This window comes from Sphaerisporangium sp. NPDC088356, assembly GCF_040685555.1.
Taxonomy (GTDB): domain Bacteria; phylum Actinomycetota; class Actinomycetes; order Streptosporangiales; family Streptosporangiaceae; genus Sphaerisporangium.
Genome location: NZ_JBFBIK010000129.1, coordinates 1 through 20,330, shown reverse-complemented (window position 1 = coordinate 20,330; position 20,330 = coordinate 1). Strand labels below are relative to the sequence as shown.

Annotated in this window: 14 protein-coding genes; 7 read left to right on the top strand and 7 right to left on the bottom strand. The window is 71.8% G+C overall.

What is annotated here, in order from left to right; translation table 11 throughout:
* Nucleotides 1–301 precede the first annotated feature (301 nt).
* Nucleotides 302–1,126: a M55 family metallopeptidase gene (locus AB0O34_RS31380; protein WP_363921613.1), complete on the top strand. Its 825-nt coding sequence runs from the start codon at nucleotides 302–304 to the stop codon at nucleotides 1,124–1,126.
* Between the two features lie 98 nt (nucleotides 1,127–1,224).
* Here AB0O34_RS31380 and AB0O34_RS31375 read toward each other — a convergent pair whose 3' ends face one another.
* Together AB0O34_RS31375 and AB0O34_RS31370 are read right to left on the bottom strand one after the other, a co-directional pair.
* A complete protein-coding gene (locus tag AB0O34_RS31375; protein WP_363921611.1) occupies nucleotides 1,225–4,269 on the bottom strand; it encodes an RICIN domain-containing protein in 3,045 nt (1,014 codons plus the stop codon).
* A gap of 237 nt (nucleotides 4,270–4,506) precedes the next feature.
* Nucleotides 4,507–6,015 (bottom strand): aromatic amino acid ammonia-lyase, encoded by a 1,509-nt coding sequence (locus tag AB0O34_RS31370; RefSeq protein ID WP_363921609.1) that lies wholly within the window; start codon nucleotides 6,013–6,015, stop codon nucleotides 4,507–4,509.
* A 236-nt stretch (nucleotides 6,016–6,251) separates the two neighbouring features.
* Here AB0O34_RS31370 and AB0O34_RS31365 point away from each other — a divergent pair, with 236 nt between their 5' ends.
* The 5 genes from AB0O34_RS31365 to hutI all read left to right on the top strand — a co-directional run bounded on the left by AB0O34_RS31365 (nucleotide 6,252) and on the right by hutI (nucleotide 12,950).
* Complete coding sequence (locus AB0O34_RS31365; RefSeq protein WP_363921607.1) at nucleotides 6,252–7,142, top strand: MurR/RpiR family transcriptional regulator; 891 nt, start codon at nucleotides 6,252–6,254, stop codon at nucleotides 7,140–7,142.
* Nucleotides 7,143–7,255: 113 nt separating this feature from the next.
* Entirely contained in the window at nucleotides 7,256–8,926 is a 1,671-nt protein-coding gene (gene hutU / locus AB0O34_RS31360) for a urocanate hydratase (RefSeq protein WP_363921605.1), read from the top strand.
* A complete protein-coding gene (locus AB0O34_RS31355; protein ID WP_363921603.1) occupies nucleotides 8,923–10,311 on the top strand; it encodes an allantoate amidohydrolase in 1,389 nt (462 codons plus the stop codon). The genes hutU and AB0O34_RS31355 overlap by 4 nt, the downstream gene beginning before the upstream one ends.
* A gap of 94 nt (nucleotides 10,312–10,405) precedes the next feature.
* Entirely contained in the window at nucleotides 10,406–11,737 is a 1,332-nt protein-coding gene (locus AB0O34_RS31350; RefSeq protein WP_363921601.1) for a formimidoylglutamate deiminase, read from the top strand.
* 34 nt (nucleotides 11,738–11,771) lie between these two features.
* A complete protein-coding gene (gene hutI, locus AB0O34_RS31345) occupies nucleotides 11,772–12,950 on the top strand; it encodes an imidazolonepropionase (protein WP_363921599.1) in 1,179 nt (392 codons plus the stop codon).
* A gap of 74 nt (nucleotides 12,951–13,024) precedes the next feature.
* Here hutI and gdhA read toward each other — a convergent pair whose 3' ends face one another.
* The 5 genes from gdhA to AB0O34_RS31320 all read right to left on the bottom strand — a co-directional run bounded on the left by gdhA (nucleotide 13,025) and on the right by AB0O34_RS31320 (nucleotide 18,803).
* Nucleotides 13,025–14,368 carry an NADP-specific glutamate dehydrogenase gene (gene gdhA / locus AB0O34_RS31340; protein ID WP_363921597.1) on the bottom strand — a complete coding sequence of 448 codons (1,344 nt, stop codon included), beginning with the start codon at nucleotides 14,366–14,368 and terminating at the stop codon, nucleotides 13,025–13,027.
* A 104-nt stretch (nucleotides 14,369–14,472) separates the two neighbouring features.
* Nucleotides 14,473–15,495 carry a 3-oxoacyl-ACP synthase gene (locus AB0O34_RS31335; RefSeq protein ID WP_363921595.1) on the bottom strand — a complete coding sequence of 341 codons (1,023 nt, stop codon included), beginning with the start codon at nucleotides 15,493–15,495 and terminating at the stop codon, nucleotides 14,473–14,475.
* Nucleotides 15,492–17,030, bottom strand: a complete 1,539-nt coding sequence (locus AB0O34_RS31330) for a long-chain fatty acid--CoA ligase (protein ID WP_363921593.1) — start codon at nucleotides 17,028–17,030, stop codon at nucleotides 15,492–15,494. Before AB0O34_RS31330 ends, AB0O34_RS31335 begins: the two co-directional genes overlap by 4 nt.
* Nucleotides 17,027–17,752 carry a TetR/AcrR family transcriptional regulator gene (locus AB0O34_RS31325; protein ID WP_363921591.1) on the bottom strand — a complete coding sequence of 242 codons (726 nt, stop codon included), beginning with the start codon at nucleotides 17,750–17,752 and terminating at the stop codon, nucleotides 17,027–17,029. The genes AB0O34_RS31330 and AB0O34_RS31325 overlap by 4 nt, the downstream gene beginning before the upstream one ends.
* Nucleotides 17,753–17,774: 22 nt before the next feature.
* Entirely contained in the window at nucleotides 17,775–18,803 is a 1,029-nt protein-coding gene (locus AB0O34_RS31320) for an alpha/beta hydrolase (RefSeq protein ID WP_363921589.1), read from the bottom strand.
* Nucleotides 18,804–18,893: 90 nt separating this feature from the next.
* Here AB0O34_RS31320 and AB0O34_RS31315 point away from each other — a divergent pair, with 90 nt between their 5' ends.
* Nucleotides 18,894–20,144 (top strand): hypothetical protein, encoded by a 1,251-nt coding sequence (locus tag AB0O34_RS31315; protein ID WP_363921588.1) that lies wholly within the window; start codon nucleotides 18,894–18,896, stop codon nucleotides 20,142–20,144.
* Nucleotides 20,145–20,330 lie beyond the last annotated feature (186 nt).

Genomic DNA, 20,330 nt, shown 5'->3' with positions numbered 1-20,330 from the left:
CCGTGTCGAAGCACTCGGCGTACCGCTCCAGCCACACCCGCTGCGGCAGGCCGGGGGGGTACAGCACTCCGCGCCAGTGGATGTACTGCCACCCCGACGTCCCGACGAGCAACATGAGAGCTCACGCCCCCCGACCCCATGTCCACGGCCTGCGTATGGCCAGGATGCATGCCCGCTCCGGGCGCGCACCACACCGGGTCGCCCGCCCGGGGTCAGTCGAGCTGGACGCGATCGAGGCCGGACTACGACGGTGCGAGGACAATCTGGACCATTACGTCGAGTTCCATCTGAGGAGCGTGCTGTGAAGATCTTCATTTCTTCCGACATGGAGGGCACCGCCGGAGTCGTCGACTGGGACCAATGCATCATCGGGGGCTCCCAGTACCCTTACTACACCGAACTGCTGACCGGGGAGATCAACGCCGCCATCGAGGGCGCGATGCAGGCCGGCGCCACCGAGTTCCTGGTCAACGACGCGCATTCGAAGATGGCCAACCTCAAACCGGACGCGCTCGCCGGGCGGGCCGGCTACCTGTCCGGCCGGTACAAGCCCATGTACATGATGCAGGGTCTCGACGCGAGCTACGACGCCATCTTCTTGGTGTCCTATCACGGCTCGATGGGCAGCAGGGGTTCGGTCCTGTCGCACACCTACTTCCCGATGGCGTTCGCCGAGGTCACCATCAACGGCGTCGTCGCGGGCGAGGCCGGCATCAACTCGCTGGTCGCCGCCGCCTACCAGGTGCCGATCGTGCTGGTCACCGGCGACGCGACGACCGCCGAGGAGACCGAGCGGTTCTGCCCGGGGATCAAAGCCGCGGTGGTGAAGAGATCCGTCTCGCGGTTCTCGGCCGAAGCGCTGCATCCGGCGGCGGCGAGGGACCTGATCCGCGAGCGGGCGCGGTCGGCCATCGAGGATCTGCCCACCGCGATGCCTGCGGCCGTCAGCCTTCCCGCCACCTTGGGCATCTCCTTCCGCAGCAGCGACTACTGCGAGCTGGCCGGCAGGATCGCCGGCGTCGAGCGAACCGGTGACCTGTCGGCGAGCATCACCGGCGACGATCCGCTGCAGATCTACCAGACGTTCATCACGGTCGTGCTGCTCTGCCGTGGTCTCATTGAGTGAAAATCGGCGACGGTCCCGGGTTCTCCGACAGGGAGATCATCGCCGTGACCGGTGCGCTCGGGTCAGCCGCACGCCGGGGGGGCCGTCGGCGCGACAGGTCAGCCGGAGCGGACGTGGACGAGGTCGAAGCTGCCGGCGAGGCCCCAGGTGCGCAGGCCGGGGCGGCCGCTGACGTAACGGGTGTCGGTGGCGGAGCCGAGGGTCTGCCAGGTGCCGGCCGGGCTCATCAGGCCCATGGTCAGCCGGTTTCCTTGTACCGCGAAGCGAAGGTTCAAGTAGGTGGCGGACGGCCAGGTCAAGCGCCCGGAGGCGAGGGTGGTCCACTGGCCGCCGTCGTTCCTGGCGATGACCCATTCCTGGGAACCGCCGCCGTCGCGCTTGAGCTCGGCCTGGTAGTAGTGGGTGCCGTCCTGGGCTCTGGCCACCAGGGCGATGCCCGAGTTCGGCGGGTTCGCGCTCGCTCGGATCGACGCGTCGACGGTGTACGCCCGCCAGCCGGCGTCGCCGGCCAGGGTCACGCCGTCGCCGGTGGAGCACAGCTCCCATGACACGGGGTGGCAGGCCGACCAGGAGCCCGACTGGGGTTGCCACTGGGCGGTGCTCTGGTTCTCGAAGTCGTCGGTCAGCCGCGAAGGCTGGGCTGCGGCGCGGAACGTCCAGAGCCTGTCGTCGGCTGTCGTGTCGGTCACCTGGACGATGTTGGCGCTGTCGGAGGTCGAGGCGCCGGCGACGCCGAGCAGCAGGCCGCTGTTGCGGTTGCGCACCTTGAACCGGCCGCCGCCCGCGTCGACCAGGCTCCACACCTGGTCGGCCGTGCCGTTCTCGTGGAACTGCCTCACCTGTGCCCCGGCCGAGGTCGACGCGTCCTGGACGGCGAGCTGCAGGCCGCTGCCGAGATTGAGGATCTTGTAGTAGCCGCCGCCCGCGTCGGCCAGTTCCCACAGGTGGTCCTGCGTCCCGCTGTCGGCGTACTGCTGCACGTTCGCGTTGTCGTCCTGGGAGGCGTTCTGGACGGCGAGCAGCTTGCCGCTGCCGGCGTTGAAGATCTTGAATACGGGTGGCGACCACACCTCGAACTCCGACAGCCCCCAGCCGGTGCCGCCGCCGGGGTTGGGCGCGACGACGCGAAGCCGGGAGGTGTCGATCGGCGGGAAGGTGATCTCGTTCAGCGCGTTGCCGGTCGGCCCGCCCGGCGTGCGGAGCTGACCGGGGACGGTGGCCCACGCGGTGCCGGTCCAGTACTGCAGGTCGTAGCTCCCCGGGGTGCGGACGCCGCCGCCGTCGTCGTAGAACCACAGGCGTACGTCCCGCACCGTCACCGCGCGGCCGAAGTCCACCCCCACAGAGTCGCTCGCGTTGGGCGTGCCGTAGCTGGTCCAGCGGGTGTTGTTCGGGATGTCACGGCGCCAGACCAGGCCGTCGACGACGTTCCACACGTTGTCGTACGGCGAGGTGTAGGAGGCGAACGGCTGCGCCCGGTAGCCGAACCGCTGCCCGTTGGCGGCGATGTTCACCGTCCCGCCGCCGCTGGACTGGGTGATCGGCGCGCCCACGTTGACGGTCACCGCGCCGAGCCCGGCCTGGCTCGCGGCCAGGACGCCGTCGACGTAGACGCGCAGGCCGGCGCCCTGCCCGTACCTGCCGCCGGTGCGGTCCCACAGGACGGTGACGCTGTGCCCGTGGTAAGGCGTGTTCTCCAGGGCGAAGTAGTCCCAGGTGGCCGGGGCCAGCGGCCGTACGGTAAGGGTGTCGTCGGCCTTGCCGCGCAGCCCGACCAGCTCGGAGATGACGTTGTCGGTGTAGGTCGAGTGGTTGTAGTCCTCGCTGTGGTTGGCGCCGTCGTAGATCCAGGTGGGATTGTCCGGGTGGTGCGCCTCCGCTACATACGGTTTGCCGTTCTTGTACTGCGTGGCCGCGTAAGTGTGCAGCAGGTTGACGTAGTCGGCGGCGGAGACGTACGGCTGCGCGGGGTAGTCCTGCAGCAGGTTGGCCAGCGCCGTCAGCGTCTGCGACGTTGCGAACGGCCAGGAAGGGCCGTTCCACCGGCAGCACGAGCCCGCCTGGTACATGAACCAGGGGCTGCGCCGCTCGGCGGTCGTCGGGCCGTAGGCGGCGGCGAAGCCGTTCGGGTCGAGCAGCTGCTGGAACGCGCTCGCGTTGGCCGCCGGGGCCAGGCCGAAGACCCAGGGCAGGTAGCCCATCAGCTCCCTGCTGCCGGTTTTGCCGAGGTTCGGATTGCCGTCGCGCGCGATGCCGTAGTAGAACTGCCGTCCGCCGTCCCACAGGCGGGCCTGTACCGCGTTCTGCAACGCGGCGGCGCGGGCGTTGAAGTCGGCGGCGGTGCCGGCGTCCCCGGCCAGGGCGGCGATCCGGGCGATGGCCCGTGCGTCGCCGTACTGGTAGGAGTTGATCGTCGGACGGTACCCGTGACCGCCGTGGTAAGGGTCGGCGGACTCCAGCGACGAGGCGGAGAACTCCGTCGCGTCCCATACCGGCGCCTGCCAGTAGAGGCCGAGCGCGGGGTTGAAGTGGTTGGCCCACCCGTCGTACTGCCTGATCAGCGCGGGTTGCTGCGCGAGGGTGAACGCGCGGTCGCCGCCGGCGAGCAGTTGCTGCCAGACGGAGCTGGCGGCCCAGAAGCTGTACTCGTGCGCCCAGTCGGAGGTGTCGGCGTTCACCGCGTCGACCATCGGCTTGGGGAACTGGCCCGGCCCGTTGAGCCAGTAGTGGATGACGTCCTTGACGTACTGCTGATCGCGGAGCCAGCGGCCCTCGCTGATCTGGTGTCCCGCGGCGGCGGAGATCCCTCCATAGGGGGCGCCGTAGGAGACGGGCCGCAGGAACTCGTTGGACAGCCACCCGTACTCGGGGCCGGTGTAGACGAGGTGTTCCTTGTATGTCTGCCAGCGGTAGTAGTAGACGCTCTGGATCTGCTGGTCCGGCACCTCGAGGAACGGGATGTTGGCCTCGAACCAGGCCGGGTCCTCGGTCGAGCCGAGCAGCGCGCCGTGGTTCAGGAACAGGGTGCCCTGCGGCGTCCGGGGATAGCGGCTCGGAGGCTGGACGGCGGCGGCGGGAGCGACCGGCATCCCGCAGAGCAGGAGCGTCACGGCGATGGCGGCCAGCAGGTTCGAAGCTCTCACAAGTTCTCCCGGCGGGGGGTGGTACCGGAGATGTGTACTTCATTGTGCGTCTGCGGGAGGTTATGTCAATCTCTGGTGGAAAGTGTTTAATCCGGCCGTTTGCCGCATCTCGCCGATCCATTCCGCGACGCGGTGGAGCAGGGTGGTGGCGAAGGGGAGCGGGCGATCGGAGATCTTCCGATGACGCAGATTTCCGGCAGAAGCGACGCGGTCGGATTTCCGGCAGGAGTGACGCGGTCAGATCTCGGCGAGGGTGTCGAGAAGCGTGCCGGCGGTTTCGACGTCCTCGCTCAAGGAGCGGTCCTCGGTGCGCGGGTCGAGCCGGGGAGCCGCCGCCGCGAAGGCCGTGCCGGCGGGCGTGGACGGGTCGGGGGTGATGCCGCGCCGGCGCAGCGCGCGTACGACCGCCACCAGTTCGCAGGCGAGGACCAGCCGGTAGGCGGTGGCGGCCTGTAGCGTCTGCCGCGCCGACTGCGAGGCGAAGCTCGCGTGCTCCTCCACGCCCCGCGACAGGACGGCGTGGCCGAGCGCCGCCGGGTACGCGGCGTTGCGGAGCTGGGCGAGCGCCGAGTTCGCGGAGTACTCCAGGATCATCACCCCCGAGCTGGCGGCGGCGCCCTCGGCGAGGAAGGGCCGCAGGCCGGTGAACGCGGGCTCCACCAGCGTCGCCAGGCGAGCGGTGGACAGGTGCGCGGTGTGCAGGAGCGCCACCCTGACGTGGTCGAGGGTGAGCCCGAGGGTCGCCTGGTGGAAGCCCCCGTGGTGGTGCGCCGTTCCGGTCTCGGCGGAGATCAGCGGGTTCTCCGAAGCCGAGTTGATCTCGACGTCCAGCACGCGTTCGAGCGCGGTCGCGGCCTCCAGGGCCGGGCCGTGCACCTGCGGGAAGCACCGGTACCCGAAGGGATCCTGGATACGCGCCGGCCTCACCCCTGTTCCCGTCCTGCCCAGCAGTCGCCGCATCTCGGTGGCGACCGCGACGTTGCCGGGATGGGGCCGTCCGGCGTGCACCCGCTCGTCGTACGCCTCGCTGCCGCCGTCGACCGCGAGCAGCGAAAGGGCGGTGACCACCTGGGTCGCCCGCAGCAGGCTCGTGATCTCCGACCAGCCGAGCACGGCCTGGCCGATCGTCAGGGCACTGCTGCTGCAGAAGGCGAGCGCGTCCCCGGTCTCCAGCCTGATCGGCTCGGGCGGGGCCGCATGCCCGCCGGTCGACGGGCGTTCGCCGGTCGATGGACGTTCGCCGGTGTGGCCGGCGGTCCACGGGCGCTCGCCGATGAGGGTCAGCCCGGCCTCCGCCAGGGCGGTGAGGTCTCCTGTGCCGATCGCCCCGATCTCGTGGATCTCGGGCAGGTGCCCCGCGTTGAGCGCCTGGGCCAGCGCCTCGGCGAAGACGGGCTGGAGCCCGGCGCCACCGGCCAGAATCTGGTTCGCGCGGACGGCGAGCATCGCGCGTACCTGGGGGGTGGGCACCAGAGGGCCGATGCCGCCGGCGTGGCTGCGCAGCAGGCGGAGCCCGTGGGTGTCGCTGTCGGCGGGCGCGACGTCCTCACCGCGGTTGGCGCCGACCCCGGTGTTACGCCCGTACACCGGCCGTCGTTCCGCGATCTCCGCGGCGGCCTTGTGGGAGGCGGTGGCGCGGTCGAGCCCCTCAGCGGCAAGGGAGACGGGGGCATCGGCGTATGCGATGTCCGTGATGTCGGCCGGACGGGTTCGGGTCCCGTCCAGGGTGATCGTCCGCGACGTCATCAGAGAGCCCCTTATCAAGCACTTTACTCGGCACATCGCCCGGAGCCATTGACATGAACGTATTCAGCGACAATCCTGCATGAAAATCTACATACGGAGCAAGAGGATGAAAGCACCCAAGGAGGGGTCCGGAGGCAGGGGTCACTCCGAAGCCCGGGAGGCAAGACCTCGCGGGCCCGGCGAGGGGCGAGCCGGTGACCAGGTCGGGTGTCGTGGGTTCTGCGAGGGAGAAGCGAGTGGGTGATTCGGTGAGCCAGGGGGTGGCGGTCGCGTCCGAGGACGCGTCTCGGGTGGCGGCCCGCCTCCGGGAGCTGCTCGAAGGTCACCGGCTGTCGCCGTCGCAGCGCCGGATCGCCCGTCACCTCCTCGAACGCCCCCACGAGGCGGTGTTCCTCACCAGCGTCGACATCGCCGAGGCGGTCGGCACCAGCCAGCCGTCCGTGACGCGCTTCGCGTTCGCCCTGGGGTTCACCGGCTTTCCGGAGTTCCGCGACCACCTGCGGGCCGCGTTGCGCGACGGCGACGGCGTGGCGGCGGAGTCCGCGGAGCTCAACCCCGTCCAGGCCATGGTGGACTCCGAGCTCCGCAACCTGGAGCTGCTGCGCGACTCCCTCGGCGACACCCGGCGGCTGGTGGACGTGGCCGCGAACCTGGCGGCGTCCCGGCCGCTGCCGGTCGTCGGGCTGCGGGTGTCCGCGCCGCTCGCCCATCTCTTCGGGTACCTGGCGGCCAAGGCGCATCCCGACGTGCGGGTCATCGACACCCCCGGGTCTACGCTGGAGGACACGCTGAGCCGGGCCAGGGAGGCCGGCGCCGCGTGGGTGCTCGCGTTCGGCCTGCCCCGTTACCCGCGCGAGCTGCGAGACGGGCTCGTCTGGGCGAAGCGGGAGGGCCTGCGGGTGGCGCTGGTCACCGACCACTCCGTCGGCGCGCTCGCCGAGCACGCGGACGTGGTGCTCACCGCGCCCGTCAGCTCGCAGTTCGCCTTCGACTCGCAGGCGGCGCCGAGCGTGCTGTGCGCGGCCCTGGTCCACTCCATGATCTACGCGCTGCCGCCCGGCGAGCAGGCGTCCATCGAGGAGTTCGAGAACAGCGCCGCGGAACGCCGGCTCTTCCTGGCCGAATGAGCGGCGGGCCATCGCCCGGGTCGCCCCCGGCGAACACCATGCTTTCCAGCACAGAGTCTTCGATCACCACCGGCCCGAACGGGCCCGGCGGCCGAGCAAGGAGAACGACAGCGATGAGTGACGACGTCCGGCGGGTCATCCGCTCTCCCCGTGGCACGGAGCTGTCCTGCCAGGGATGGCAGCAGGAGGCCGCCTTCCGGATGCTGCACAACAACCTCGACCCCGAGGTGGCCGAGCATCCGGACAAGCTCGTGGTGTACGGCGGTACGGGGAAGGCGGCGCGCGACTGGCCGTCGTTCGACGCCATCGCGCGTACGCTCCAGGGCCTGAAGCAGGACGAGACGCTGCTCGTGCAGTCCGGGCGCCCCGTCGGGGTGATGCGGACTCACGAATGGGCGCCCCGCGTGCTGATCGCCAACTCCAACCTGGTCCCCGACTGGGCGAACTGGGAGGAGTTCCGGCGCCTGGAGGCGGCCGGGCTGACGATGTACGGCCAGATGACCGCCGGTTCCTGGATCTACATCGGCACCCAGGGCATCCTGCAGGGCACGTACGAGACCTTCGCCGCGGTGGCCGCCAAGCGGTTCGGCGGGACCCTCGCCGGGACGATCACGCTCACCGCCGGGCTTGGCGGGATGGGCGGCGCCCAGCCGATGGCGGTGACCATGAACGACGGTGTCGCGATCTGCGTCGAGTGCGACCCTTCGCGCATCGCCCGCCGGATCGAGCACCGCTACCTCGACGTCGAGGCCCGGGACATCGACGACGCGCTCCGGCTCGCGGTCGAGGCCAGGGACGCCAGGCGCCCGCTCTCGATCGGGCTGCTCGGCAACGCCGCCGACGTGCTGCCCCGGCTGCTGGCGATGGGCGCCCCGATCGACATCGTCACCGACCAGACCTCGGCGCACGACCCGCTGTCGTACCTGCCGCTCGGGATGGCCTTCGAGGACATGCGCGACGAGGCGGACAAGGACCCCGCCGCCTTCACCCTGCGCGCCCGCGAGGCGATGGCCACGCACGTCGAGGCCATGGTCGGCTTCATGGACGGGGGCGCCGAGGTCTTCGACTACGGCAACTCGATCCGCGGGGAGGCCAAGCTCGCCGGATACACGCGCGCCTTCGACTTCCCCGGCTTCGTCCCGGCCTACATCCGGCCGCTGTTCTGCGAGGGCAAGGGACCGTTCCGCTGGGCCGCGCTGTCGGGCGACGCGCGGGACATCGCCGCGACCGACCGGGCGATCCTCGACCTGTTCCCTGAGAACGAGTCGCTCGCCCGCTGGATCAAGCTCGCCGGGGAGCGGGTCGCCTTCCAGGGGCTGCCGGCCCGTATCTGCTGGCTCGGGTACGGCGAGCGCGACCGGGCCGGGGTGCGGTTCAACGAGATGGTGGCCTCGGGTGAGCTGCGCGCCCCGCTGGTCATCGGCCGTGACCACCTCGACTGCGGGTCGGTCGCCTCGCCGTACCGCGAGACCGAGGCGATGCTGGACGGCTCCGACGCCATCGCCGACTGGCCGTTGCTCAACGCGATGGTCAACGTCGCCTCGGGCGCGTCCTGGGTGTCGATCCACCACGGCGGCGGGGTGGGCATCGGCCGCTCGATCCACGCGGGCCAGGTGGCGGTCGCGGACGGTACGGCCCTGGCCGCGCAGAAGCTGGAGCGAGTCCTGACCAACGATCCGGGTATGGGCGTCATCAGGCACGTCGACGCGGGCTACGACAGGGCCGCCGAGATCGCCGGAGAGCGCGGCGTGGCGGTACCGATGGCAGACGGGGGAGCACGGTGACCGACCACCCTTGGCGGCGCGGGCTCGCGGGACGGCGGGCGGCGCTTCGGGTCCGGTTCGAGGGATTGTGGAAAGGTCTCACGGCGATCGGCGACGAGGGGGCCGGCGGGTACCGGCGGTTCGCCTGGACGCCGGTCGACCTGGCCCTGCGCGGCTGGTTCCGGGAGCAGGCGGCGCTGCGCGGCCTGAGCTACGAGCTTGACCGCAACGGCAACCAGTGGGCCTGGTGGGGAACTCCCGGCCCCGGCGCGGTGGTGACCGGGAGCCATCTGGACAGCGTGCCGGGGGGCGGCGCCTTCGACGGCCCGCTCGGCGTGGTCTCGGCGTTCCTCGCCGTCGACGAGCTGCGCGAGCGGTGTGTCGTCCCGGCGCGCCCGATCGCGGTGGTCAACTTCGCCGACGAGGAGGGTTCCCGTTTTGGGGTGGCCTGCGTCGGCAGCCGCCTGCTCACCGGCATCCTCGCCCCGGACGAGGCCCGAGCCCTGCGCGACGGCGACGGAGTGACCCTCGCCGAGGCCCTACAGGCGGCACGAACCACACCAGGACACGACGATCAGCCCGCCGTGCCGGATATGTCGGAAAGCAGGCGAAGTCTCGCGTCCCACCAAAGTGCGGATCACGGGCAAGTCCCCGAGCCCGGCGCCCTGCGAGAGGGCCATCAGGGTCTTGTCCCGAGTCCCACCGGCATCGGGCGAGATGATCTCGCTCTTGGTCGGATCGGGGTGTTCGTGGAGCTGCATATCGAGCAGGGGCGGGGGCTGGACGAGCTGGACGCGCCCATCGGCGTGGCGAGCGCGATCTGGCCGCATGGCCGGTGGCGCTGCACCTTCCACGGTGAGGCCAACCACGCGGGAACCACCCGGCTGGCCGACCGGCACGACCCCATGCTGCCGTTCGCCTCGGCGGTGCTCGCCGCCAGGCAGGCGGCGGAACAGGCCGGCGCGCTGGCGACGTTCGGCAAGGTTCGCGTCGACCCCAACGGCACCAACGCCATCCCCTCACGGGTCGACGCCTGGCTCGACGGCCGCGCGCCCGACGCCGCCACGGTCGACGCGATGGTCGGTCGCATAGCCGAGGCCGCGCGGGGGGCGGGCGCCGAGCACGGCGTGCGGGTCGAGGTCGTGGAAGAGTCCTCGACCCCCGTGGTCGAGTTCGGCGACGAACTGCGCGACCGGATCGCGGCGACGCTCGGCGGGGTCCCCGCCCTGCCCACCGGGGCGGGTCACGACGCGGGCATCCTGTCGGCGTCGGTGCCGAGCGCCATGCTCTTCGTGCGCAACCGGACCGGGGTGAGCCACAGCCCGGCCGAGCACGCCGAGACCGAAGACTGCGTCGCCGGCGTCGTGGCCCTGACCGCGGTACTGGAGGATCTCGCATGCCGATGACCCGGCTCCACCCCGCTCCGGCCGTTGTACCGGGTGCCATGGTGATGCGGACCCCGAGCGGCGGGGGCCTTGGCAGTACGGGGGGTGGGGCGTGGTGACGGTCTTCTTCGCCGACCATGCCTGGCTGGGTGGCGAGGCGGCGGTTTCCGGTGTGGTGGTGGAGGCGGCCGGGGGACGCGTCACGGACGTACGGCGCGGGGTCTCCGCGCCGCCGCCCGGGGCCGTCCACCTGCGGGGGGTGACCGTGCCGGGGCTCGCCAACGCCCACTCGCACGCCTTCCACCGGGCGCTGCGCGGGCGCACCCAGCGCGAGCGCGGCACGTTCTGGACGTGGCGCCGGCAGATGTACGACGTCGCCGCCCGCCTCACCCCGGACGGCTACCACGCCCTCGCCCGGGCCGCCTACGCCGAGATGGCGCTCGCCGGAGTGACCTGCGTCGGCGAGTTCCACTACGTCCACCACGACACCGGGGGACGGCCGTACGCCTCGCCCAACGTCATGGGGGAGGCGCTGCTCGCCGCCGCCGCCGAGGCGGGGATCCGCATCACGCTGCTCGACACCTGCTACCTGCGGGGCGGCTTCGGGATGCCGCTCGAAGGGCCGCAGCTGCGCTTCGGCGACCGCGACGCGGAGGCCTGGGTGGAGAGGGCCGCCGGCCTGAAGGGCGGCGAGCACGCCCGCGTCGGCGCGGCCGTCCACTCGGTACGCGCCGTGCCGTCCGAGGCGATCGGCACGGTGAGCGGCTGGGCGCGTGAGCGCAGCGCCCCGCTGCACTTCCACCTGTCCGAGCAGGTCGCCGAGAACCAGGCGTGCCTGTCCGCCTACGGCCGTACCCCGGCGGAGCTGCTGGCCGAGCACGGCGCGCTCGGCCCCCTGTCCACCGCCGTGCACGCGACCCACCTGACCCCGCACGACCGCACGCTGCTCGGGGAGTCGCGCACCGGCGTCTGCATGTGTCCCACCACCGAGCGCGACCTCGCGGACGGCATCGGCCGAGCGCGAGCGCTGGCGGACGCCGGATCGCCCCTGTCGCTGGGCAGCGACAGCAACGCCGTCGTCGACCTCTTCGAGGAGGCGCGCGGCGTGGAGCTGGACGAGCGCCTCGCCACCCGCGAGCGCGGGCACTGGCTCGCCGCCGACCTGCTGCGGGCGGCCACCTCCGGCGGCCACGCCTCGCTCGGCTGGCCGGAGGCGGGCCGCATCGAGGTGGGCGCCCCCGCCGACCTGGTGACCGTCACCCTCGACTCGGTACGGACGGCAGGCTCGCCCGCCGACGCCCTGGTCGAGTCTGTGGTGTTCGCCGCCACGGCGGCCGACGTCCGCGAGGTGGTCGTCGGTGGCCGCCGGGTCGTCGCCGACGGTCGGCACCTGCTCGTGGACGACGTCCCCGCCGCCCTCGCCACCGCCATCGGGGAGCTGACATGAGCGTCCCCCGCGAACACGCACTCTCGGAGCTGACATGAGTTCCCTGCTCATCGACAACATCGGCTCCCTGGTCACCAACGACCCGGCGCTCGGCGAGGGGACGCTCGGCCTGGTGCCGGACGCCGCGCTCGTCGTCGAGGACGGCCGCGTGGCCTGGGCGGGCCCGCGTTCACGGGTGCCGGAGGGGGCCGCGCGCGAGCGGTTCGACGCCGGGGGACGGGCGGTGATCCCCGGGTTCGTGGACAGCCACGCGCACCTGGTGTTCGCCGGGGACCGCACCGCGGAGTTCGAGGCCCGGATGTCCGGCCGCCCGTACACGGCCGGCGGCATCCGCACGACGGTCGCGGCGACCCGCGCGGCGGGGGACGACGCGCTGCGGGCTAACCTGCGGCGCCTGGTGTCCGAGGCGCTCAGGTCGGGCACGACCACGATCGAGTGCAAGTCCGGGTACGGCCTCACGGTCGAGGACGAGGCGCGGAGCCTGCGCCTCGCCGCCGAGCACACCGCCGAGGTGACCTACCTCGGCGCCCACGTGGTCCCACCCGAGTACGCCGGCGACCCGGACGCGTACGTCGCGCTGGTGAGCGGTGCGATGCTCGACGCCTGCGCCCCGCACGCCAGGTGGATCGACGTGTTCTGCGACCGGGGCGCCTTCGACGGCGACCAGACCAGGGCGATCCTCACGGCGGGCAAGGAGCGGGGCCTGGTTCCCCGGGTGCACGCCGGCCAGCTCGGCCCCGGCCCCGGCGTCGCGATCGCGGTGGAGCTGGGGGCGGCCTCGGCCGACCACGTGACGCACCTGAGCGACGCCGACGTGGAGGCGCTGGCGTCCGGTGACACCGTGGCGACGCTGCTGCCCGGTGCGGAGTTCTCCACCCGCTCGCGCTACCCCGACGCGCGCCGCCTGCTCGACGCCGGGGCGACGGTCGCCCTGGCCGCCGACTGCAACCCCGGGTCGAGCTACACGACGAACATCCCGTTCTGCGTCGCCCTGGCCGTGCGCGACATGAACATGACACCGGGGGAGGCGGTGTGGGCGGCCACGATGGGCGGCGCCCGGGCGCTGCGGCGTACGGACGTCGGGCATCTCGCGCCCGGCGCGCGCGCCGACGTCGTCCTGCTGGACGCCCCGTCGCACGTCCACCTGTCCTACCGTCCCGGCGTCCCCATGGTCGCCCGCGTGTGGAAGGCAGGGGAGCCGGTCGTCGCCTGACCCACGGGGACACGGTGACGCGCGGTGAACGGCGGACCCGCCCCAGGAGGGAGAACCTCCCTCCTGGGGGTTGCTCAGACCAGGCCGAGGGAGAGCATCGCGTCGGCGACCCGTTTGAAGCCGTCGATGTTCGCGCCGGCGACGTAGTTTCCCGGCTGGTCGTACTCGTCGGCGGTCTCCAGGCAGCGGACGTGGATGTCCCGCATGATCTGCCGCAGGCGTTGCTCGGAGTACTCGAAGGTCCACGAATCGCGGCTGGCGTTCTGCTGCATCTCCAGCGCGCTGGTCGCGACGCCGCCCGCGTTGGCGGCCTTGCCCGGTCCGAAGGACACGCCCGCCTGCTGGAACACCCGTATGGCGCCCGGGGTGGCGGGCATGTTGGCGCCCTCGCCGACCGCGACGCAGCCTGAGCGGACGAGCGTCTCGGCGTCGGCGGCGCTGATCTCGTTCTGGGTGGCGGACGGCATCGCCACCTCGCACGGCACCTCCCAGACGCCCCGGCCGGGCACGAAGGAGGCGCTACCGCCGCGCCGCTCGGCGTAGACGTGCAACCGGGCGCGCTCGACCTCCTTGAGCCGCTTCAGCAGGTCGACGTCGATGCCCTTCTCGTCGAGGATGTGCCCCGAGGAGTCGGAGCAGGCGACCACGACGCCGCCGAGCTGCTGGACCTTCTCGATGGCGTAGATGGCGACGTTGCCCGAGCCCGAGACCACGACGCGCTTGCCGTCGAACGACGTGCCGCGTGCCTTCAGCATCTCGTCGACGAAGAACGCGCAGCCGTACCCGGTTGCCTCGGTGCGTACTTGGGCGCCGCCGTAACCAAGGCCCTTGCCCGTGATCACCCCGGACTCGTAGCGGTTCGTGATTCGCTTGTACTGCCCGAACAGGTAGCCGACCTCGCGCTGCCCGACGCCGATGTCACCGGCCGGAACGTCGGTGTGCTCCCCGATGTGGCGGTAGAGCTCGGTCATGAAGCTCTGGCAGAAGCGCATGATCTCGCGAGGGGAGCGCCCCTTCGGGTCGAAGTCGGAGCCGCCCTTGCCCCCGCCGATCGGCAGGCCGGTCAGGCTGTTCTTGAAGATCTGCTCGAAGCCGAGGAACTTCACGATGCCGAGGTACACCGAGGGATGGAAGCGCAGCCCGCCCTTGTAGGGGCCGAGCGCGCTGTTGAACTCGACGCGGAAGCCGCGGTTGATGTGCACCTCGCCCTGGTCGTCCTCCCAGGGAACCCGGAAGATGATCTGCCGCTCGGGCTCGCATATCCGCTCGATGATCTTCGACTCGGCGTACTCGGGATGCTTGCCAAGGACCGGTCCGATGCTCTCCAGTACTTCCTGGACGGACTGGTGGAACTCGGCCTCGCCCGGATTGCGGCGCAGGACGTTGTCGTAGATCGACGACAGCTTCTCGTGCGGCATCGACTATCCCCTTGCTCTCGGGGGGTGCTTCCCCGTCGCTACTTTAGGGTCCCGGGCTGAGTGTGCTCGCCTTGATCGCCGCGCGCCATCGGCCCCCGGGGGGCTCACCAGCGGATGACGCTCGCCGCCCAGGTGTAGCCGGTGCCGGCCGCGAGGAGGAGCACCAGGTCGCCGGGGGAGAGCCGCCCCGCCCGGGCCGCCCGGTCGAGCCCGAGCAGCGGGTCCACCCCGCTCATGTGGCCGGTGTCGTCCAGGTACGTCGCCTGGTCAGGGGACAGCCCGAGCTCCTTGACCAGGGTGTCGTGCAGCGAGCGCTTGACGTGGATGCCGCACAGGTGCGAGACGTCGTCGCGGCCCGCGCCCGAGCGGCGCAGGGCCTCGTCGGCGGCGGCGAGGAAGTTGGGCAGCGTGACGGGGTCCAGCCGTTCCTTCATCCCTCCTGGATCCGGCACGTCGAGGAAGTGCCGTCCGCCGCGCACCGTCTCGTGGCTCGCCGGCTCGGCGCTGCCCCCCGCAGGGACCATCACGTCCAGCGAGAACGACCCGTCGGTGATCATGTGGCAGCCGAGCACCTCCCGCGGCACCCGCCCGGCCTCATCACCGGCGTCCCTGACGAACAGCGCCGCCACCGCGCCGTCGCCGAAGTCGTAGGCGAACCGCGTGCGCGGGTTGCCGTAGTCGATGAGGGAGGACTCGCGGGACGCGGCCACGGCCAGCACCGTGCGGATCTCGTCCTCGGCCCGCAGCAGGTCGCGGCACACCCGCACGGCCACCGGCGACCCGCAGGAGACGTAGGCGAGCTCCAGCACCGTCGCCCGGCCGCAGCGCAGCAGGTGGGCCACGCGCGGCGCGGCGTGCCAGACCTCGAAGTCCTTCCACGTCGAGCCGAAGTAGACCAGGGCGTCGACCTCTTCGGGCTCCATGCCCCGCTCGGCGAGCAGCCGCCGTGCCGCGGTGGCCGCCATGTCGCTGACATGCTCGTCCGGGGCCGCGATGTGCTTGCCGCGCAGGCCGAACCTGTCGACCAGCACCTGCTCGGGGATCCCGGACAGGCCGGAGATCTCGGCCGCGTCCATCCACCGCTCCGGCAGGTACGACGCCGTGGCGGCGAGCCGCACGCGGGTCATCCGGCCTGCTCCCACACGCCGCGCAGCTTGCTCTTCAGCACCTTGTCGACGGCGGAACGGGGCAGCCTGTCGACCAGCCGTACGTACTTGGGCGCCTTGAACCCGGCGAGCCGCGCCCGGCAGTGCGCGATCAGCTCGGAGGCCTCCGGCGCCGCGCCGGGCACGGGAACCACGAACGCGCAGCCCACCTCGCCCCAGCGCGCGTCGGGGACGCCGACCACCGCCACCTCGGCGACTTCGGGATGACCCTGCAACACCGACTCCGCCTCCGCCGGGTAGACGTTCTCACCACCGGATACGTACATGTCCTTCGCCCGGTCGCGGATGCGGTAGAAGCCGTCCGCGTCGCGCTCGGCGATGTCTCCGGTGCGCAGCCAGCCCCCGGTCACGGCCGCGCGGGTGGCCTCCGGGTCGCGCCAGTAGCCCGCGAACACGTTCGGGCCCCGCACGACCAGCTCGCCGATGCCCGGCCCGTCGAGCGTGCCGCCGGTCTCCACGTCGCGCAGCGCCACGTCGACGTGCGGGTACGGGATGCCCGCCCAGCCGACGCGGCCCGCGATGTCCTCCTCGGGAAGGCACAGGACGTTCGGCGCGGCCTCGGTGAGGCCGTACCCCTGGACGATCCGCACGCCCCGGTCCAGCCAGGTGCGCAGCAACGGCTCGGGCATGGGGGCGCCGCCGACCACGACACGGCGCAGCCCGGACAGGTCGGCGGTCGCGAAGCCGGGATGCTGCGCCATGAACAGGTAGGTCGCGGGCACGCCCATCATCGTCGTCACACCCCGCTCGGCGATGAGGCGCAGCGCCCGCCCGGCGTCGAACGACGGCTCCAGCACGACGGTCGCGCCCTTCCACCAGGCGAGCAGGGGCTGGACGTTCCACCCGCCGACGTGGAACTGGGGGAGCACCTGCAGGACGACGTCGTCCTCGCGCAGCTCGCAGCCCCGGTCGAGGGACAGGTTGGTCCAAAAGCAGTTGGCGTGGGTCAGCAGGGCGCCCTTCGGCCGTCCTGTCGTGCCGGCGGTGTAGACGAGCAGCAGGCCGTCGTCGTCCGCCGGGTCGCGGTGCTCGTCTCCCGCGCCGCCGGTGTCCCCGGCGCCGGTGTCCTCGCCCGTCGTGGCGAGCGCGTCCAGGCCGCCGCGGGTGAGCTCCGCGACGCGGCAGGGGTGGCCGGAGCTCGTACGGGCCTCCTCCGCGAGCGGGACCAGCGCGGGTGCGGCGAACATGATCGACGGCTCGGCGTCCGCGAGCTGGTAGGCCACCTCGGGCGCGGTCAGCCGCACGTTGACCGGGGTGAGGATCAGCCCGGCCTTGGCGCAGGCGAAGAACAGCTCGACGTGCTCGGGGCGGTTGCCCGTCAGCGTGGCGACCCGGTCGCCCCGGCGCACCCCGGCGGCGAGGAGGCCCGCCGCGAGCCGTTCCGACCGGGCGTCCAGCTCGCCGTACGAGGTCGCCTCGCCCTCGAAGACGATGGCGGTGCGGTGGGGGGTGGCACGCGCGCGGTCGCGCAGCCACCGGCCCAGGGCCGACGTCATCGTTCCGTCCCCGTGCTGCCGGACGCTTCAGGCCCGTCCGCGCCCGAGCCGGACGGTTCGTACCCGTTCGAGCCGGACGCTTCGGGTACGGTGGCGCCGAGGCCGCGGAGGATGAAGGCGTACATCTCCTCGAAGACCTGGTCAGGCACCGCGCTCGGGCCGTCCTTCCACAGGATCCAGCGCATGCCGATCAGCTCGCCGACCCCCATCAGCGCCCAGGCGAGCACCTCGGGGTCGGCCTGGGCGATCTCGCCGTCGGCCATCGCCGCGCGCAACCCGCCCACGTAGCCGTCGGCGATGGTCCGGTAGTGCCGCTGCAGCATGCCCGGCGAGGCGAACTCGGCCTGGCGGATGATCCGGTAGAGCGCGGGATGCTCGGCGGTGAACCGGAAGAACCCCTTGAAGCCCAGCCTTTCCGACTCGGGCCGGGTGCGACCCTGCCTGGCCCCCTCGGACATCGCCCGGCGGACGCGCCGGTTGAGGTCGGCGACCAGCTCGTCGAAGATCTGCTGCTTGCCCTCGAAGTAGATGTAGAACGTGCCCTGCGAGCACCCGGCCGCCTCGGTGATCTTGACGATCGAGGCCTCGTGGTAGCCGAGCTCGGCGAACACCTCCTCCGAGGCGTCGAGCAGCCGCCGCCGGGTGCGTTCACCCTTCGGGGACAGTGGCCGCCCCCGCGTGCTGGTGGGCGGCGGCTCGTCCTCGACCTGCCATGCCTGCATTCGCGCTCCCCCGATCAAAGCGTCAGCCCGCGGACACCCGGGACAGGTGGGCGTGCAGCAGCGCCGAGAACTCGCCCGGCCGCTGGGTGTACGGGAAGTGCCCGGTGCCCTCCATGACGTGCTCGGAGTAGCGGCCGTACCGGGTGAGGACGTCCCTGGTCTGCTGGATCATCGGCTGGGCCGGGAACGACTCCTCGCCGGGCCAGTCCGGCACGTACCCGCTCGCGCCGAGGTGGCCGAGGTCGACCATCGAGGTGTCGGAGACGATCGCGTCCAGGTCGCCGCGGACCCAGAGCACCGGGGCGCGGCATCCGGACTCAGGCAGGCCGCTCCAGTCGAGGTACTTCGGGGAGATCGCGTTGAGCACCCCGCGCGTCCCCGGCGCGACGCCCGGCCAGTTCTCCGACGCCTCGGAGTCGCCCGGGTAGCTGCCGTCGCCGAGGTGGGTGGACAGGATGCCCCTGAGCAGGGCCTCCTCGTCGCGGACGCCGTCCGGGCCGGGGAAGTAGAGGGTGCGCACGACGTTGCGCGGCGAGAGCGGGCTGGCGTCCGACTCGTCGCCCTCGGCGATGAGCTTCACCAGGTCGGGGTTGGCGGTGCCGCCGCCCGAGCCGGCGAAGTCGGGCGCGCACGGCGTGCCGTCGAGCCTGGTGCCGCCGAACCCGTACGGCGAGACCGGCGCCACCGGGGTGAGGCTGAGGACGCGGCCGGGGTGGCGCATGGCGAGGTCGAGGATGACGCCGCCCCCCAGCGAGTGGCCCACCAGGTGGACGGCGTCGAGGCCGAGCGCGTCGAGCAGCGCGATCAGGTCGTCGCTGTAGTCGGCGACGCCCCGGGTCGCGTCGACGGGCGCGGGGTCACTGCTCCCGTAGCCGCGCAGGTCGGGGGCGATGCCGTGGAAGCCGTCGGGGAGCAGGCCGAGCTGCTCGTCCCAGGCGGAGCCGTCGGAGAGGTTGCCGTGCACGAACACGACGGGGACACCTGCGCCCGTCTCCCGGATGTGCGTCGTCAGACGCTCGGTGCGGACGGTGCGGGATCGGGCTGCGTTCATCGCCATCCCTTGACGAAGAGGATTGTTGCCGCCAAGTTAACAGGTGAATCACCTCTCATAAAAGAGGGTGTGCGCGACAAGGAGCGGTTCATGCGGAGACTGCGGCGATTGACGTCGGCTCTGGCCATGGTGGTTCTGGGAGTCTCGGGGGTGGTCGCGCAAGCGCCGCCCGCGTCGGCGACGGGGCAGGTGAGCCTGGAGGCGACCTACACCACCAGCCTCCAGAACGGCTGGGCCCAGGTGGAGCGTTACCGTGACGCCTCGACCGGCTTCGCGACCGAGGCCTATCCTCCGGGCGGCGTCGGCGACCAGACGGGCCAGACCAGGCGGTTCTTCGGGGACGTCGCCCAGCCGCACTCCTCGCGCTTCCTGCTGTACCACGCGCCCGGCTGGCAGAGCGGCTCCAAGGCCGTGCCGGTCCTGCTGGTGCACGGCGCCAACCAGACCGCCGACCAGGCGTGGGCGAACCCCAACGTCCTCGGCGACTACGGCTGCGGGCGCACAACGTGCCCCTCCACCGGGCTCATGCAGTATCTGGACGCGCGCGGATACAAGGTGTTCGCGATCGGCTTCCCCCACAAGACCGGCGACGGCTACCGCTGGTCGGAGCAGATCCGCGACGCGATCCAGATCATCAGGACCAAGACGGGCGCCTCCCAGGTCGACCTGATCGGCTGGTCCAAGGGGGCGTTCAACGCCCGGATGTACGTCTCGTCGCTGCGCCAGTCGTGGGGCAGCGCCTACGGTGGCGACGTGCGCAAGCTCGTGCTCGTCGGCGGGCCGAACAAGGGCTTCGACTGGGGCTACCGGCACGGCTGGAGCCACGACTTCGCGATCTACCCCGACTGTGGCGGCGCCCTCAACGCCCCCGCGCCGCACACCTCCATGGTCTGCTACGGCCTGTGGCGGGACGGCACCCAGCTGAGCTACGAGGGAACCGCGTTCCCCGGAGGCCGGCAGATGCTGGCGCGCTGGGACAGCGTCTACCCGCTGCCCACGGCCGAGCAGGACTGGTACACCACCTACTACGGCGGCACGGGCTTCTACACCAAGGGGCGCGGCATCCAGTACAGCATCGACCAGGGCTCGCTCGTGCAGCCGATGATCAACGCGGGGGTCCCGTCGAGCGTCGCGGTCTACCAGCTCTGCGGGAGCATGCCCGACATGCCGTTGATGCACAACGAGCACACCGGGCCGTCCGATGGCGCGGTGTTCATCGCGAGCTGCGCGGCGACCGACGGCATCGCCAACCGGGTGGCCACCGCCACGCTCCCGCTCAACCACCTGCGCCTCGGCTGGGACTCCGGCGCCGAGGCCCAGATGGCGGCCTGGCTGGGCTGACGGCACCTCTTCGGTTCCCTTGCCCGGCGATCGCCTCGGCTGGCGTCAAGGGCGCGGAGGGGTTCCCGCCTTCATACGACCGGAGTGCCGCGCCTCATCGAATCCTTTCAGCGTGGAGACCCCGGCCTTCGGGCCGGGGAGGAAACGCGGCACGGTGCCGCACGGGTTTTCTCGAACATTCGCGCG